General features: G+C 42.1%; 15 protein-coding genes and 1 tRNA gene. 12 read left to right on the top strand and 4 right to left on the bottom strand.

Annotation, left to right across the window (positions count from 1 at the left end; all coding sequences use genetic code 11):
* Positions 1–230 precede the first annotated feature (230 nt).
* From ACHEVO_RS11735 to ACHEVO_RS11720, 4 genes are all read left to right on the top strand, one after another.
* Complete coding sequence (locus ACHEVO_RS11735) at positions 231–1,730, top strand: SulP family inorganic anion transporter (RefSeq protein WP_057762027.1); 1,500 nt, start codon at positions 231–233, stop codon at positions 1,728–1,730.
* Positions 1,731–1,904: 174 nt separating this feature from the next.
* The gene (locus ACHEVO_RS11730) at positions 1,905–2,759 is read left to right on the top strand and encodes a universal stress protein (RefSeq protein WP_102092102.1); all 855 of its coding nucleotides are present in this window, start codon (positions 1,905–1,907) and stop codon (positions 2,757–2,759) included.
* Positions 2,760–3,238: 479 nt separating this feature from the next.
* The gene (locus tag ACHEVO_RS11725) at positions 3,239–3,577 is read left to right on the top strand and encodes a P-II family nitrogen regulator (RefSeq protein WP_010197981.1); all 339 of its coding nucleotides are present in this window, start codon (positions 3,239–3,241) and stop codon (positions 3,575–3,577) included.
* Positions 3,578–3,684: 107 nt separating this feature from the next.
* Positions 3,685–4,947, top strand: coding sequence for an ammonium transporter (locus ACHEVO_RS11720; protein ID WP_057762031.1), 1,263 nt, complete (start codon positions 3,685–3,687; stop codon positions 4,945–4,947).
* Positions 4,948–5,139: 192 nt separating this feature from the next.
* Here the strand turns inward: ACHEVO_RS11720 and ACHEVO_RS11715 are convergent, their stop codons facing one another.
* The 3 genes from ACHEVO_RS11715 to ACHEVO_RS11705 form a co-directional block, all read right to left on the bottom strand.
* A complete protein-coding gene (locus ACHEVO_RS11715) occupies positions 5,140–5,523 on the bottom strand; it encodes a DUF2147 domain-containing protein (protein ID WP_191114376.1) in 384 nt (127 codons plus the stop codon).
* A gap of 261 nt (positions 5,524–5,784) precedes the next feature.
* Complete coding sequence (locus ACHEVO_RS11710) at positions 5,785–6,048, bottom strand: hypothetical protein (RefSeq protein WP_394125050.1); 264 nt, start codon at positions 6,046–6,048, stop codon at positions 5,785–5,787.
* A 69-nt stretch (positions 6,049–6,117) separates the two neighbouring features.
* Positions 6,118–6,963, bottom strand: coding sequence for a DNA/RNA non-specific endonuclease (locus ACHEVO_RS11705; RefSeq protein ID WP_394125049.1), 846 nt, complete (start codon positions 6,961–6,963; stop codon positions 6,118–6,120).
* Between the two features lie 177 nt (positions 6,964–7,140).
* Between ACHEVO_RS11705 and ACHEVO_RS11700 the strand changes: the two genes are divergently transcribed.
* Positions 7,141–7,231, top strand: a tRNA-Ser gene (locus ACHEVO_RS11700).
* A 283-nt stretch (positions 7,232–7,514) separates the two neighbouring features.
* Positions 7,515–8,897 (top strand): tyrosine-type recombinase/integrase, encoded by a 1,383-nt coding sequence (locus ACHEVO_RS11695; RefSeq protein WP_394125048.1) that lies wholly within the window; start codon positions 7,515–7,517, stop codon positions 8,895–8,897.
* Positions 8,898–8,917: 20 nt separating this feature from the next.
* On the opposite strand, the gene ACHEVO_RS11690 is transcribed toward ACHEVO_RS11695, so the two are convergent.
* The gene (locus ACHEVO_RS11690; protein ID WP_394125047.1) at positions 8,918–10,018 is read right to left on the bottom strand and encodes a hypothetical protein; all 1,101 of its coding nucleotides are present in this window, start codon (positions 10,016–10,018) and stop codon (positions 8,918–8,920) included.
* Between the two features lie 300 nt (positions 10,019–10,318).
* Between ACHEVO_RS11690 and ACHEVO_RS11685 the strand changes: the two genes are divergently transcribed.
* The 6 genes from ACHEVO_RS11685 (at position 10,319) to ACHEVO_RS11660 (ending at position 15,618) form a co-directional block, all read left to right on the top strand.
* Entirely contained in the window at positions 10,319–10,600 is a 282-nt protein-coding gene (locus ACHEVO_RS11685; protein WP_394125046.1) for a hypothetical protein, read from the top strand.
* Between the two features lie 60 nt (positions 10,601–10,660).
* On the top strand, positions 10,661–11,635 hold the full coding sequence (locus ACHEVO_RS11680; RefSeq protein ID WP_394125045.1) for a DUF932 domain-containing protein: 975 nt from the start codon (positions 10,661–10,663) through the stop codon (positions 11,633–11,635).
* A 115-nt stretch (positions 11,636–11,750) separates the two neighbouring features.
* Positions 11,751–12,875, top strand: coding sequence for a YqaJ viral recombinase family nuclease (locus tag ACHEVO_RS11675; RefSeq protein WP_394125044.1), 1,125 nt, complete (start codon positions 11,751–11,753; stop codon positions 12,873–12,875).
* Between the two features lie 140 nt (positions 12,876–13,015).
* Positions 13,016–13,927: a recombination directionality factor gene (locus tag ACHEVO_RS11670; RefSeq protein ID WP_394125043.1), complete on the top strand. Its 912-nt coding sequence runs from the start codon at positions 13,016–13,018 to the stop codon at positions 13,925–13,927.
* A gap of 232 nt (positions 13,928–14,159) precedes the next feature.
* Entirely contained in the window at positions 14,160–14,354 is a 195-nt protein-coding gene (locus tag ACHEVO_RS11665) for a helix-turn-helix transcriptional regulator (RefSeq protein ID WP_394125042.1), read from the top strand.
* Positions 14,355–14,550: 196 nt separating this feature from the next.
* Positions 14,551–15,618 carry a DNA cytosine methyltransferase gene (locus tag ACHEVO_RS11660; RefSeq protein ID WP_394125041.1) on the top strand — a complete coding sequence of 356 codons (1,068 nt, stop codon included), beginning with the start codon at positions 14,551–14,553 and terminating at the stop codon, positions 15,616–15,618.
* The last annotated feature ends 1 nt before the right edge of the window (position 15,619 follow it).

Genomic DNA, 15,619 nt, shown 5'->3' with positions numbered 1-15,619 from the left:
TTATCATCGTATTGATTATTGATGAGCGTATTTTTGATACCAAAAAAATCAGTAGATACTTTGGTTATTAGTTAGATACCTCGGTTATTAGTTTCTCACAATCCAACACAGCAACATGACCTAGTGCATGTTGAAGTAAAAGAAAAATGAATAGCTATTATTAGCGACGCGATCATTTTATAAATGAGTAATGATTACTTTTTTTGCCTCTAACCCTATGTAGTTTACTTATGACATCTTTTATTGATAACTTGCGTGACGAGTGGTTTTCCAATGTTCGCGGTGACGTTTTATCGGGTTTGGTTGTAGCCCTAGCCCTTATTCCAGAAGCCATTGCCTTTTCTATTATCGCTGGTGTTGATCCAAAGGTTGGCTTATATGCCTCATTTTGTATCGCGGTAGTGATCAGTTTTGTCGGTGGTCGTCCAGGTATGATTTCGGCAGCGACTGGCGCTATGGCACTGGTTATGGTCGATTTGGTTGCTGACCACGGTTTACAATATTTGCTTGCCGCAACTTTGCTTTGTGGTGCCATTCAGGTCGTGATGGGCATTCTAAAGCTTGGTAACCTGATGCGCTTTGTCTCCCGCTCAGTGGTTATCGGTTTCGTCAACGCTTTAGCAATATTGATTTTTGCTGCGCAATTACCAGAATTAAACCCAATGACTGAGCGTGTTGGCATGACCGTTTATATCATGACGGCAGCTGGTTTGGCGATTATTTATCTGTTTCCACTTATTCCTAAAATCGGTCGCATCGTTCCTTCACCGCTTATTTGTATTGTTGGTTTGACCGCTGTTGCAATGTATATGAATCTCGATATTCGCAACGTTGGTAGCATGGGTGATTTGCCAGATTCATTGCCAGTATTTTTGTTGCCTGATATTCCATTAAACCTAAATACCTTGCTGATTATTGCACCCTATTCTATCGCGCTTGCCATTGTCGGTCTTTTAGAGTCTATGATGACAGCAACGATCGTCGATGAATTGACCGATACACCAAGTGATAAAAACAAAGAGTGTCGTGGACAAGGTATGGCCAACGTCGTGTCAGGTTTCTTTGGTGGTATGGCAGGCTGTGCGATGATTGGCCAATCAATGATCAACGTCAAATCGGGTGGTCGTACGCGTCTGTCTACTTTGATGGCCGGTGTCGTCCTTCTGATTATGGTCGTGTTCTTAAGTGAATGGGTCAGTCAAATTCCAATGGCAGCCCTAGTTGCAGTCATGATTATGGTATCGATTGGTACATTTAATTGGCAATCTATTCGCGAGTTTAAGACGCATCCCATGTCGTTTAATATTGTCATGCTGGCGACTGTATTGACTACCGTCTTTACTCACAACTTAGCTTACGGTGTCGGCGTAGGTGTCTTACTATCTGCCTTAGCATTTGCTAATAAAATTGGTCAGTTCTTAACCATTTTTAGTGAATATGATGACAGCAGCAATACCCGCTACTATTATGTTCAAGGGCAGGTATTTTTTGCCTCTACCACCCAGTTCTTGCATAGTTTCGATACCAAAGAGGCTGTAGATAGTATTCAGATTGATGTAAGCCAAGCACATTTCTGGGATGTCAGCGCTGTTGATACCTTGGACAAACTAGTGATGCGCTTGCAACGTGAAGGCATTGATGTCAAAGTGGTAGGACTCAACAATGCGAGTCGAACACTGATTGATCGCTTCTCTGTTCATGACCGCCGAGACATTGGCTTGTTAGACTAAGCGAAACTACTAAGCGAATCTACGCGGTTGCCATGTGGCTATATTCTTAGTCTATGGCTGATGTATCGGATATTAATAGACAGTTATATTGGTAAAAGGGTTGGATGTATTTTTCATACGCCAACCATAAACTGAGATAGCAGATTTTTATTACTAAAATGATGTGGTCGTTTTATGAGTAATTTAAAACCAGATAGTGTGATTGCTTGCTTGGACTGTCCTGATCATGTTCAAGCGGTACTAGAGGCCAGTATGTGGGCTTCTATTCGCCTGCGCGCGCCTGTTGGCTTATTACACTCGATGCCAAGTTTGCAGCAAAAAGCTGCTATTAATTATTCTGGTTGCCTCAATATTGATGACGAAAACGCTTTGCTCGAACAGTTCACATCTAAAGAACATCTGAGCAACTGTGAACTAAAAGCGCAGGGGCGACTGCTATTATCTCAAGCGACCTCGTATTGTGAGCAGCAACGTCATAAGCTAAAGACATATACACTGCATCGTCATGAGAACCTCAATCAGAGCATTGATTACGTCGATGACCAAGCACAATTGATCGTTATAGGTCATCATGTCACCTGCAAATCAACACTGAGCCAACTCATTCGAGTCAGTCACTGCCCCATTTTGGTGACACATGCACCATTTTTGCCCCCTACTACTGCTTTATTTGCGTTTGATAACAGTCCAACGTGCCATAAACTACTAAATTGGCTGTGTAAAACGCCACTGGTGCGTGCACTAACGGTTCATATTGTGATGGTTGGCAAGGAAACTTCTGATAACTGTGATGCGTTGCGTGAAGCCTACGCCAAACTCAAACAGGCAGGTATCAAATCCAAAAAGACATTGCTCGACTGCCGAGATGTAGCTGCGGCTTTGAACTACTATCAAAACCAACATGATATCGGTTTACTTATGACTGGGGCTTTTGGCCAATCTCGTCTACGCGAATTACTACAAGGTAGCGATACAAAAAAGCTATTGGTCAGTACAAAAACCCCTTATCTACTATTTCCTAAAGCATAACGACGTATATATAAACACGCCCAAACCCTTTATCTACCTAAGCGCAGGGGTCTGACTACTATGTTAGGCTCTGACGCTTATCTCTATTTTCTCTCTACCTTCCCGCCATTCATCTTTGATACGCTTGCATGAAAAGGCCAAGCTAACGACCAAACGCAAGTTAGCAAATCGTCACATGAAATAAAGGGATAGCCTCCCCAAGCACTCAAAAAGTTGGTTATAATAAAGTTTTCGTTAACCAAACGCTAAAGATTGATTCACCTTTATTATGCTTGTAGCGATGGCTCTAATCGTTGCATCGTAGCCCATACTCTATGTTACTACTGTCATTACTTTTTAATGAACAACGCCAATTCTACCTCCCCCCTTGAGTAGGTTGGCACAGTTCTTGAATAACTTACAGTAAGCAAGGCAGAGATATGATGATGCACCATAGTACTTCTATCAATCTGCGGCATCACACAAATAAGGAATTTTTTATGAAGCTAATCACTGCGATCTTAAAACCGTTTAAGCTCGACGACGTGCGTGAAGCGCTTTCCGACATCGGTGTTAAAGGTGTCACTGTCACTGAAGTCAAAGGTTTCGGTCGTCAAAAAGGTCATACAGAGCTCTATCGCGGCGCAGAATACGTGGTGGACTTTTTACCTAAAGTAAAAGTCGAAGTCGCTGTGATCGACGAGATGGTTGAGCCTGCTATCGAGGCAATCACTCGTATCGCTAGCACTGGTAAGATTGGTGATGGCAAGATTTTCGTCACTGCACTTGAGCAAGTTATCCGCATCCGTACGGGTGAAACGGGACCTGACGCTATCTAAATTTGAAGACCTACCTACGGGCATAAACTTATAGGTACAGACTCTTACAGCATTTTTATCTATCGGTAATGCCGATATCTATATTATAAATTCAAGGGGGAATTTAAATGGAAAGTCAAATCTTTGAGCTCCAATATGCGCTCGATACGTTTTACTTTTTGATATGTGGTGCGTTGGTCATGTGGATGGCAGCAGGCTTCACTATGTTAGAGGCCGGACTGGTCCGATCAAAAAATACAGTCGAAATCTTAACCAAAAACGTCGCACTATTTGCAACTGCTAGCATCATGTATATGGTATGCGGCTATGCGATTATGTATGGTGGCGACCTATTCTTAAGCGGAATTGCAGGCGGTGATACGTTAGTAGAAGACGCCTTAGCAGCCTCTGCTGAAAACGGCTTCGGTGGCGACTCTGTCTACTCTGCCGCATCAGACTTTTTCTTCCAAGTGGTCTTTGTAGCGACCTGTATGTCAATCGTATCAGGTGCTGTTGCTGAGCGCATGAAGCTGTGGTCATTCTTGTTATTCGCTGTGGTCATGACCGGTGTTATCTACCCATTAGAAGGTAGCTGGACATGGGGCGGCAACGATGTCTTTGGTTTATTCAACCTAGGCGACATGGGCTTCTCTGACTTTGCGGGCTCTGGTATTGTGCATATGGCAGGTGCAGCAGCAGCTCTAGCAGGTGTACTACTATTAGGCTCACGTAAAGGTAAATATGGCCCTAATGGCGAGATACGCGCTATTCCTGGTGCTAACCTACCATTGGCAGCACTCGGTACACTAATCTTGTGGATGGGTTGGTTCGGTTTCAACGGTGGTTCAGTGCTTAAATTAGGCGACATCGCTAGTGCTAATGCTGTTGCAATGGTATTTTTGAACACTAATGCTGCTGCTGCCGGCGGTGCTGTCGGTGCCTTAATCTTAGCCCGCATCATCTTTGGTAAAGCGGATCTAACCATGCTCCTAAACGGTGCATTAGCAGGTCTAGTTGCCATTACTGCTGAGCCTTCAACGCCTTCTGCATTACAAGCCACTATCTTTGGTGTTATCGCCGGTATCATCGTAGTGCTATCAATCTTAGCCTTAGACAAAATCAAAATCGATGATCCAGTTGGTGCAATCTCAGTTCACGGTGTGGTCGGTCTATTCGGTCTACTAATTGTACCTATCACTAACCCAGCATCTACCTTTATTGGTCAGATTGTGGGTGCTGCAACCATCTTTGCTTGGGTATTCATTGCCAGCCTAGTGGTTTGGTCTATCATCAAGCTGGTTATCGGTCTACGTATCTCTGAAGAAGACGAGTATGAAGGTGCTGATATTGCAGAATGTGGTATGGAAGCTTACCCAGAATTTATAAGATAAGCTCCTTTCAAGTAAGCTAAAGATTGATATCAAATGCGCTGATACTACCCACTGTAGTATCGGCGTTTATAGTTTTATCGTTTAAAGCTCTTCCCTGTTGAAGCCATAAGCTTAAATCTAAAACGTAAAAAATCCCGCGAGACCTTTCGGTAACGCGGGTTTTATGTATTACGCTGAAACTAGTTTTTTAGTTTATTTCTTTTTCCACTCTTGGCTACGAGAGAATGGCCCGATATAGCCTTTTAGCTTTAATGTGTTGCCGCTTAAGCTTGCAGTCATACGATAGTCTTTACCTTTTGCTGGATCAGTAATCGTACCACCACTATATTTACCACCACCGTCAGCTTTTAGACCTCTAATAACGGTCGTACCAACGTGCTTTTTGCCTTTCGCAGTATTAGCAGCAATAAGAGTACCGGTCAGAACACCATTTGACTCAGTGATTTTTACCGTACCTTTTGGTTCACCATCATCATATGTCTGCCAAGTAGTGTTGGCTAATGGGTCAGCGGCGAATGCCATGCTAGCAATACCAATACCAGCAACTGCTAAAGTGGTCTTTGTAAATAATTTCATAGATTGACTCCCTTCATACAATGATTACTCGAAACGTTATGTTTCTGTTGTCCTATGCTTATCCTTTGCTAGAACCTTTCATTACGAGCTTTACGGTTTCGACCTTTTTAAATGATAGTTACCATGACAACTTATAAGCTTTTGGTTAAAGATTCGAGCGACACAAGCGATGTCTTAACTCATTATAAGCAATTTTTAGGTTTTGCCTAGTAATTTTTTTATAGTTTCTTATTTCTACAAAAATAAAGCCATATCAAAGACTTATAGGAAAGGATTGTCGACATCTTTATCTAATTGGTCATCATTTTCCTTTGACTTAGCATCATTCTTGCTATATAGATTTTTATCTAAAAATGCTTGTACGATTTTCCCCGACAGCTCATGCAGCTGTTGGGCTTGCGCGTATCCTAACTCATCAAAAGTGAGATCAATATCACCATATATAATAATCTTGTCTTTTTGATTTTCAATGACAAGATCACCAATCTGCATGCTTTGATGGTCGTTGGCGAATGGCTCAATCATTTGATTATCCTTATTATCAATAACATTTATTTTTTTCGAATGAGGTTATTTTTGGGTCTTACTGCCAAATTAAGCCTGCAACTGTGCAATTAACCATTCTAAAATAGCCCACACAAACAGCATCCACTCAGGCTCTTCTACTGGTGCCTCAGGGGTATCTGAGCTCTCACCTGCTTTCAATGGTAAATCAAATGCTTGAGATTTGGACTGACTATCTAGCATAGGCAATACATCGATACCAATCTCAGTGGTTAGCTCATCGATACTAATCACATCGATGCGTTCCGACTCATCATTTGGTGCGTAATACACGCCTGCTTGATTGGTTGCTGGGATATATACAGCTTTGAAGAAATGGCTAGGCACAAGGACACGATTAGCGAGCTGCTTGGTTTTTTTATCAGTAAATGCCACACCTGTGATGGTATACACCTCACCGTATTGCTGTGTTAAATACCGAGTAGCAGATTCAATATTACGCCAAATGTAGCGATTGTTACGTGGTGACTGCGGGGCAATATTGGCTAAACTAAAGCTATCATACTGTTGGCTGCGATTGGCCATATTGGCATTGGGTGCCAAATGTCCTCGATCATAGCCAGAACCTGAATAATCAGACAATGAGGCTCGTGCTGACTTTGGCAGTTTACTCTCTTCGTGAAAGCTGTCTTCACGATCAATCTGCTTAGCTTGTTGTAGACGCGTGCGATCGAGATATTCTGCTGACCAAAGTGGTGTACGCGATACCGCCGAGTACATAACCGCAAAGCCATCCATGCATAGCGCTTGTGTATCTGTTTTTAACTTGGTATTGGTAAATTCAGGATAAACACCACCATAAAAAGACTGGCTACACTGGGTTAGATCATCAGCGTGCGCTTGGGTAATACCCGTCGCGACAAGCAATACTGCCATCAGCGCACTATTCTTACATCCGTACTTAAGCCTACTAAAACTTATCATTCAACTTTCAACCATTTATACTTGCCGTTACATACTTGCTATCCTAGCAGGCGCTTGCCAATAAAGAAAGATAGCGCGCAAGTCGTGACATTCTAAATGGTATCCGCTATACTTAGGCGTTCAAAAAACGGTGAAGTGGGTGAGTGGCTGAAACCGCACGCCTGGAAAGTGTGTATACGTTCATAGCGTATCGAGGGTTCGAATCCCTCCTTCACCGCCAATCTTATAAAAACCTAGTTTTTCTATCCTGTCCTAAACGCTCCTATATATCTCTGTAAACCTTTATAAATAACGCGTCTAGCGTTTTTTTTATGTCTGCTATTTTCCCAATCTATCCGAACGCAACCCACCTATTCCGTGGCTTGTGTTGGTCTATTCGTTGGTCTATCATCTATATAAACCTCAATTAGACCAGCATTCGATCTATTTTTATATACCTTAGACCAACATAATCGTCTTAACGCTTTAAACATATAGCTCGTAGGTATAGGAAATAGACCAACATGTTAAGTGATGCCAAAATTCGTAAGCTTAAGCCAACCGATAAATGCACCCCTGCTCGTCCAGACAAATATAGCGACCAACAAGGTTTGCAGTTACTGGTACGTAGCTCAGGAACGCGAACATGGGTAAGCGCATATCGCATTGATGGTAAGCAGCAGAAAACTACTTTAGGTACATACCCACAGATGGGTCTAGCAGAAGCTAGAGTAGCTAACTCTGATATTAAGGCTTTAGTAGCTAATGGAGTTAATCCAAAGAATAAAAAACGTCAAGATAAGCTTGCGAACGAGCAAGCTAAAATGTTCAATGACTATGCGCTTGAGTGGTTAGAAGAACGTGAACGCAATGTAAAGCCTCGTACCTATCAGCAAGACTATAATCGTATGCATAAAGACGTTATACCTAGCTTTGAGAGCATCGCTTTAAGAGATGTGACATTTGAAGATTGCAAATTTATGGCTGATCAGATTGAAAGCAGGACTACCATTGAAGGAACACCACCGCGAGAAGTAACCAGACGCACTATTGATCTCGTTGGCAATATCCTTAGAAGAGCAAAGAGAGAGCGCCTAATCGAGGTAAACCATACAGAAGGGTTGAAAGAGCTATATCCAAAAGCGAAAACTAAGCACATGAAACACGTTGAGCTTAGTGAGTTACCTAAGCTATTACAGGATATCGAAGGCTACCATGGTCATGACCAAACTCGATTGGGCATGAAGTTTTTAGCCTATTCATTCTGTCGTACTATCGAGCTACGTATGATGAAATGGGAACATATCGACTTCCCCAACCGTCTATGGCGCGTCGATATTGATAACCTTAAGATTGCGCGTAAGCATGTCGTTCCTCTGTCAGACCAAATGCTAGCAGTGTTAGAAGAGATGAAACCCATTACAGGCCATTACGACTACGTGTTCTATCATACTGGCATGCACCAGCCTTATAGCGAAGAGTTTATTAATAATGCGCTAGATATACTAGGGTATGCCGGCAAGCAAACTGGTCACGGATTCCGACACATCGCATCCACCAATCTAAACGAGCTTGGCTATATGGGCGACGCCATCGAAAAGCAAATGGCGCATGATAAAAAAAGCAGCATCCGCGCGGTTTATAACCACGCGCAACACTTAGAAGAGCGTCGTAAGATTATGCAAGTCTGGGCAGACTTTTTAGACCTGCTCAGAGACACAGGCGAGGTCGTTGACTTCCAGACAGCACGGCAGCAGATTGAGCAGTCTATGAATCAGCATAAACAAATCTCACTATCGGATATAGATAGTGAGGCTTTGATACAGGCTTTAAAAGATAAAGGTCTAAACACTGAAGAATTAAAATTCTTACTGTCCAATAATCAAGCTAACAATGAGTCTTATTAAATTTAAACTAGACTTAACAACTACTTGTCTATCTTTTCTAAAATGAGCTTATCGTACGTTTGCTCTATCGACTTATTGATCATTTTGTTTGCAGTTAAACCGCTAAATTTCATGAGTTCTTTTAGTTTAGGTAAGTTCTTATCATATATTTTCACACTATCATTATCGCTCGAAGGTTTTTGACTGGAGTAGTATTTTCGACCACGCCATGCTTTTTCCATAATATAAAGTGTGTACCCTCTTGGAGAAAAACCTTTCTTATTCTTGGTGCCTATATTAGGGTCTTCAACATTGGATAGCACATCCAAACTTGCAAGAATAAGCTCATATTTTTCCTTCGTATTTTGAGGGAAAAATATTCCCTTCAAAATAATATGTTGTCTGTCTTTGTCATTAAGGTATTTATAAATAGAATTAACCTGTTGGTCGTTAGTAGGGTCTATCCAGTTAATATCTTCTTCACAATCTAAACGATTTTTCAAATAGACAGACTTCACATAGAGTATATCGACTACCTTACGCTCTCCTATCCTGTAATGCTGGACTTCATAATTAGGAAGATTTTGAAAGTATAGATCGATAAACATATGGATCTCATAGCGTAGATAATCGGTTACTGCATTAATAAGTTCATTTCTTCCCTTATAAGCCTCATACTCTATTGAGTCTCTAATTAAATATGTTAGAAATAGCGAGCAGCGTAAGTCATTTTTGAACCAACCCAGATACTCTTCGGGTAATACATTACTTATTTTTTGATAGATTAATTCATTGAATGCTAAAAGAGGATCTTGTTGATTTTTCAGATATTCAATCAGTTGATTTTTATAATCATCACTATCAAAACTTATATTTTCCCAACTTTTATTCTCTAAAAAGTTACTAACATATAGAAGTGATTTAGCATCATGATCATCTAATTTACTTAAAGCTGTATAAAAGCTTTCTATTGACTTCCTACGGAGTCTAACATCCCTAATATATTCATCAGCTACATATCTCAATAATTTGGAATGCGCATAGCTTACTGATGCTTCATCAAAAATGATATTTTCACTACTATCAAAGTTCGTTAGTCGTCGGCTTACATTATCTACTCGAGTCGAAAGCTCTCTATGCATGACTATTTTTCACTTGGAAATGATTAGTAGTTATTAATGCAGCGCTGTACCTAACACGCCCTGAAAAGTACGAACAGCGTCTTAAAGCTTTGACGCCAAATATGCGTACCTTTGGTCACGGTACTTACCGCAATACAAATCGTCGGGGACTACCACCCATACCAGAATAATCTCAGATATATACTATTTTAATGAGATAGCGCATTAATAGTTAGTAAAGCGCCTAATCCAATCAACATTCAATCAATAAAGGTCTGCCTCGTGCAGGCCTTTTTTATGCCCAAAATAAAAGGAGTGTTTATGAAAACCATCTGTCCATGTTGTCAGTCAACTGCGGTCTATGAGATGACTGATGGCATCAGTATCAACTTAATCGACCAGCTGTTATCTCCTGCGGTTCTCGTTAGCCTTGGCGTTAGTCTGTGCAAGACGCTTAAGGTTCACCCTGCTATAGGCGTGGTTGCAGGTACAACAGTCGCAGCACTTATTGAGATGACTCAGTCTCATCAGGCGCTACCGATGCTAGTCAATCAGCAATATCGCTGTGATGACTGCTCCCATGTGTTCAACTCACTTCATTAACTTTCAACTCAACCCTCTAACTTATTCAGTTATAAATTATCAATAAAAAGGAAAATTATCATGGCACATTTAATCGAAAGTATGGCGTACGTCGGCGAAACCCCTTGGCATGGTCTTGGCAATGAGCTATCACCTAAGCAGCCGTTAGAGATTTGGGCACGCGAGGCAGGGCTTGATTGGCGTATTGAGTCATCGGACGTTAGCTACATGTCAAGCAATGACAAAGGACACAACCTCATCATGCCCTTTGCTGAGAACAAGGTGCTCTATCGCAGTGACAACCTAGAGCCGTTATCAGTCGTCAGCCAACGCTATCAAGAAGTACAACCGCGTGAGATTTTAGAGTTCTATCGCGATCTCACAGAACAGTCTGACTTTGAGCTGGAAACGGCTAGTGTACTAAAGGGCGGTCGTAAGCTATGGGCGTTGGCTCGTACAGGCCAGTCAGTAACGCTTCGCGGTGGTGATGTTAGTAACGGCTATCTACTACTGGCAACGGCCTGTGATGGGACGCTTGCGACCACAGCACAGTTCACTAATATTCGTGTGGTCTGTAATAACACGCTTGCTGTTAGCTTAGCCAACGGACGTCCGCATAGTACCTCCTTTGATGCTGATAGCGTCAAGCAGCAATTAGGCGTATCAGTCAAGCAGTGGGAAGAACACGCTTATGAGATGAAGCAGTTATCGGAGCGCCGTGTCACTCAAGCGGATGCTGCTAATTACCTCAGCCGTGTGTTCAATGACCAAGACAATGACCTTATCTTGTTTAATAGCGCTAAAAAGCAGAAGGATGCCGTTCCTAATGCCAAAGCGATGAATAAGGTGATGCAGATGTTTAACGGTCAAGGGCGCGGTGCTGATTTAGATGCCGCCCGTGACACGGCTTATGGACTGCTATGCTCTATCACAGAATACGTTGACCATGAACGCCGGGCCATGAGTACCGATAATCGTCTCAATTCAGCATGGTTTGGTGCTGGAGCTAAGCTTAAGCAAAAGGGCTTAGAAGAATCGCTACTGATGCTTGCTTAATCAGAGATGTTTAACGTCTGACAACACAATCAACCACGTCTTAGCGCGTGGTTTTTTTATGCCCGTTATTTAACGAATTACATTAATTCATGACGCCATTTATAAGGAATGTATTATGGAAACTATTGCATTAAACACGACCACTCAGCCAAGACGCGAAAAGCGTTCAGCTGTCAAAACCAAAACAACGCGCATCCCTTCAAAAACGAAAGCCAACATTGAGCACTCAACGCCTTTGGTGCCAAAGGCTCAATCAACCAACGCTAAACGTCTTGTCAGTACCAAAGACTTGAGCCGTGAAGACTGGTTAGCTGTTCGCAAGCAAGGCATTGGCAGCTCTGATGCGGCCGCTGCCTGCGGTATCCATCCTTATCTTTCCATGCTTGAGCTATGGATGATTAAGACGGGACGCATGACCTCAAACATTGATGCCAGTAGTAATAACGGCATTGAGGGTTACTCTCTACTGTACTGGGGTAATACGCTTGAGCCGATGGTCGCTAAATACTATCAAGAGCATACAGGCAATAAAGTACGCCGTGTGAATGCCGTCTTGCAACATGCTGAGCCTGATAATCACTTTATGCTAGCGAATCTAGACTATGCCGTAACAGGAAGCGACGACGTACAAATACTCGAGTGCAAAACAGCAGGAGAACATGGTGCGAAGCTGTGGAAGCATGGTGTGCCTCTGTATGTGACGTGCCAAGTTCAGCACCAACTGGCAGTTACAGGTAAACAGGCAGTGCATATCTGTGTGTTGCTATGCGGACACGAAACTAAAATATACAAGGTTGAGCGCGATGAGCACTTGATTGAATCTATTATCCGTCATGAGCGTTTGTTCTGGCACTACGTAGAGACGGACACACCACCAACCCCTGACCATAGCGAGTCAGCAGCCAAAGCATTAAAACTGCTTTACCCAAAGCCCAAGCCCTCAAGCAAGATTGATTTAAGTGCAGATGACGGTGCCAACAGCTTATTTGAGCAATTGCTTAGTTACCGTAACTACATGCAGGAGCTAGAAGAACGTCATGATAAGGTGAAGCACCAACTGCAAACATTGATAGCTGATAGCGAAGTAGCTGTGTTTGATAAAGGCGCTATCTCATGGAAGCGCTCTAAAGACAGTATTGGTTTAGACAGTAAAGCCATTATCGAAGCGCATCCTGAGCTATTAGCCAAATTCAGTAAAACAAAGCAAGGCAGTCGTCGCTTTGTTGTACTTAATGACTAAGCTAAATATCACTCAATCATCAACACAATAAATAATCAGTCAAAGCTAATTAATCAAAGCAAGCACATAACCGCCCACCTATCACAGGTGGGCTTTTTTATGGCTAAACACATCTTATTAAACACACAAGGAATATAACCATGATTAAAGGTCTCACGATAACCCCGCCAGTACTCGGTCGCATTAGCATCGGTAAAGTTGTGCAAAAAGACGGCAAGCGCCTCCCTGCTAAGGATGACCAATTCACTATCACTAGCCAAATCCAAAACAAGGATGGCTGGATTAATCATCCCCTTGATGAAAAACTTCGTGCGAATAATGACGGTAAGCTTAGAAAAATACCAGTGCGCATGCTGTTCAACGACCCTGAACTGAATTTGCGAGCTGAATACACGCTATTTGATAGGCAGACTGGACGCCCCCTTTGTGTAGGTGATGGTGAACATTGCCAGCGTCGAACGAGCAATGGTGTTGAGCAGCTGCCATGCCCATCACCCGATCGCTGCCCACTAGCGCAAGGCGGTGCTTGTAAGCCCTATGGAAGGCTTTACGTTAATCTGAGTGAAGACGATGAGCTTGGCACGTTTATCTTTCGTACCACGGGTTTCAATAGCATTCGTACACTGGCAGCACGCCTGAGCTACTTCGCAGCGGTATCAGGCAATAAGCTGTCCTGTCTACCATTACAACTCACGCTCCGAGGTAAGAGCACCACGCAAAGCTATCGCACACCAATCTACTTTGTGGATTTGACGCTACGTGATGACGTGACTTTAAAGCAAGCGGTACAAGATGCTGGGGCCATTGATGCAGAGTTAAGTGAACACGGTTTTGACCAAGCAGCGCTAGAAATAGCTGCTAAGCAAGGCTACATCAACTCTTGCTTTGAGGTTGATAGCGATAATCTATTGGATGTGGCTGAAGAGTTTTATCCCGTAGAGACAGATGAGGCTGATAGTAATCATCAAGGAGGGTCGCAAAATGGTATTGCTCCCTACAATGTCGGTAGTATTGAAAGAAGTCTAAGAGAGAGTGTGACAGCTATAAGTTAAAGCAGTGGTAAGAATATACGGCATAAAAAAGGAGCTGACTATTCAGCTCCTTTTTTTATTCGATTGATAAGAAGGACGCGCGGTCAGTATAGGACGCCGTAAAAAAATATGGGACTCCCTAACTGTATGAGAGGAAATGCTCTCATTAACTTATAAGGAGCTAGTCATGGAAAACTTAAACGCAAACACTCAATAAAACCTATCAGCCTCTAACACGCTACATATACCTCGAATGCTACCACTCAAGCAGGTAATACATTATACGGGACTAAGTAGCACAACGATTTACGACATGCTAGATAAAAAATCAAACCGCTATGATGCCACCTTCCCTGTTCAAGTAAAGCTATCAAAGGGTCGAGTGGCTTGGGTAGAGAGTGAGATTGCAGAATGGTTAGAGTGCAGGATGGCAGCTAGGATTCACTAGATAAGTGATACAAGAAAGGCGAATCACTCTAAATGATTCGCCTTTCTTGTATCTAAAAGTCGAGGCGACCGTAGATGTCGCTTAAATTTTATCTAGCCTAGTAATCAAGCGCATACTCAGTATAATACTCTGAATAGATACTATCTTTTCAAACCTCTAGCTCCTCTACTCAACCCTGCTTATATAGATGTACATTATGAATAGTAAAAAATATATGATCGACCTGTTTTCTGGTTGTGGTGGCCTATCTCATGGATTCGAACAAGCCGGATTCGAGTGCATACTAGGTATTGATTACGATCAACCTGCTTTAGATACATTTGCACATAACCATCCTCATGCACAAGCGATAAAACTAGATTTATCATCTGAAGAAAGCATTCAACGTATTGTTAAAGAAGTTGGCAAAAAAAATATTGACCTAATTGTTGCCGGACCACCGTGTCAAGGATTTTCGCTAACAGGTACTAGAAACGAAAATGATAAAAGGAACACGCTGTTCTATTCTGTTTTCAAGCTTGCAGCAATCGTTAAACCTAAATACATTATTATCGAAAATGTACCTGGCATAGCTACCCTATATCAAGGTAAAGCTAGAAAAGCGATCTTAGAAGAATTTGATAAGTTAGGCTATACGTGTTCTGAGAAACTGCTCTATGCACCTGACTATGGTATCCCTCAAATAAGGAAGAGAATGTTCTTTGTAGGAGTACTAGGAGAAGATGTATTTGAGTTCCCGTCAGCCACACATGATAAAAGTAACTATGTGACTTGTGAGCAGGCTATATCAGACTTACCAAGTCTTAAAGATGACCTAGGTAGAGAGATAACAGATTATTCTTGTGAACCTTCAAGTGAATACCAAAAAATAATGCGTGATGGCGCTGATCGGCTATATAACCATGTAGGTACAAGCCACACAGATTTGGTAGTGTCTGTGATTAAGCAAGTTCCTGAAGGTGGTAATCATAAAGACTTACCTGAAGGTGTAGGAACATCTAGAAAATTCAATGAAGCCTGGACTAGGTACCATAGTCAAAAGCCTTCTAAAACAATAGATACTGGTCATAGAAACCACTTCCATTATCGTTGGCATAGAGTTCCTACTGCTAGAGAAAATGCAAGATTACAGTCTTTTCCTGATAGATTCCATTTCGTAGGGCCTAAAACGCAACAATATAAGCAAATTGGTAATGCCGTCCCTCCTATGTTGGGATATGTATTAGGCAAAAAAATATTAGAACTAGATGCGAGTAATTCTTAAA

Origin of the sequence: Psychrobacter nivimaris (assembly GCF_043419765.1) — a bacterium.
GTDB lineage: Bacteria > Pseudomonadota > Gammaproteobacteria > Pseudomonadales > Moraxellaceae > Psychrobacter.
Note: the sequence above shows the minus strand (reverse complement) of the source record. Positions and strands in the feature narration are given on the sequence as shown.

Excerpts from the sequence above, each read along its gene's own strand:
- ACHEVO_RS11690 (WP_394125047.1), bottom strand. The coding sequence starts at position 10,018 with ATGCATAGAGAGCTTTCGACTCGAGTAGATAATGTAAGCCGACGACTA.
- ACHEVO_RS11725 (WP_010197981.1), top strand. The coding sequence starts at position 3,239 with ATGAAGCTAATCACTGCGATCTTAAAACCGTTTAAGCTCGACGACGTG.
- ACHEVO_RS11710 (WP_394125050.1), bottom strand. The coding sequence starts at position 6,048 with ATGATTGAGCCATTCGCCAACGACCATCAAAGCATGCAGATTGGTGAT.
- ACHEVO_RS11695 (WP_394125048.1), top strand. The coding sequence starts at position 7,515 with ATGTTAAGTGATGCCAAAATTCGTAAGCTTAAGCCAACCGATAAATGC.
- ACHEVO_RS11705 (WP_394125049.1), bottom strand. The coding sequence starts at position 6,963 with ATGGCAGTATTGCTTGTCGCGACGGGTATTACCCAAGCGCACGCTGAT.
- ACHEVO_RS11735 (WP_057762027.1), top strand. The coding sequence starts at position 231 with ATGACATCTTTTATTGATAACTTGCGTGACGAGTGGTTTTCCAATGTT.
- ACHEVO_RS11685 (WP_394125046.1), top strand. The coding sequence starts at position 10,319 with ATGAAAACCATCTGTCCATGTTGTCAGTCAACTGCGGTCTATGAGATG.
- ACHEVO_RS11675 (WP_394125044.1), top strand. The coding sequence starts at position 11,751 with ATGGAAACTATTGCATTAAACACGACCACTCAGCCAAGACGCGAAAAG.
- ACHEVO_RS11670 (WP_394125043.1), top strand. The coding sequence starts at position 13,016 with ATGATTAAAGGTCTCACGATAACCCCGCCAGTACTCGGTCGCATTAGC.
- ACHEVO_RS11680 (WP_394125045.1), top strand. The coding sequence starts at position 10,661 with ATGGCACATTTAATCGAAAGTATGGCGTACGTCGGCGAAACCCCTTGG.
- ACHEVO_RS11715 (WP_191114376.1), bottom strand. The coding sequence starts at position 5,523 with ATGAAATTATTTACAAAGACCACTTTAGCAGTTGCTGGTATTGGTATT.
- ACHEVO_RS11720 (WP_057762031.1), top strand. The coding sequence starts at position 3,685 with ATGGAAAGTCAAATCTTTGAGCTCCAATATGCGCTCGATACGTTTTAC.
- ACHEVO_RS11665 (WP_394125042.1), top strand. The coding sequence starts at position 14,160 with ATGCTACCACTCAAGCAGGTAATACATTATACGGGACTAAGTAGCACA.
- ACHEVO_RS11660 (WP_394125041.1), top strand. The coding sequence starts at position 14,551 with ATGAATAGTAAAAAATATATGATCGACCTGTTTTCTGGTTGTGGTGGC.
- ACHEVO_RS11730 (WP_102092102.1), top strand. The coding sequence starts at position 1,905 with ATGAGTAATTTAAAACCAGATAGTGTGATTGCTTGCTTGGACTGTCCT.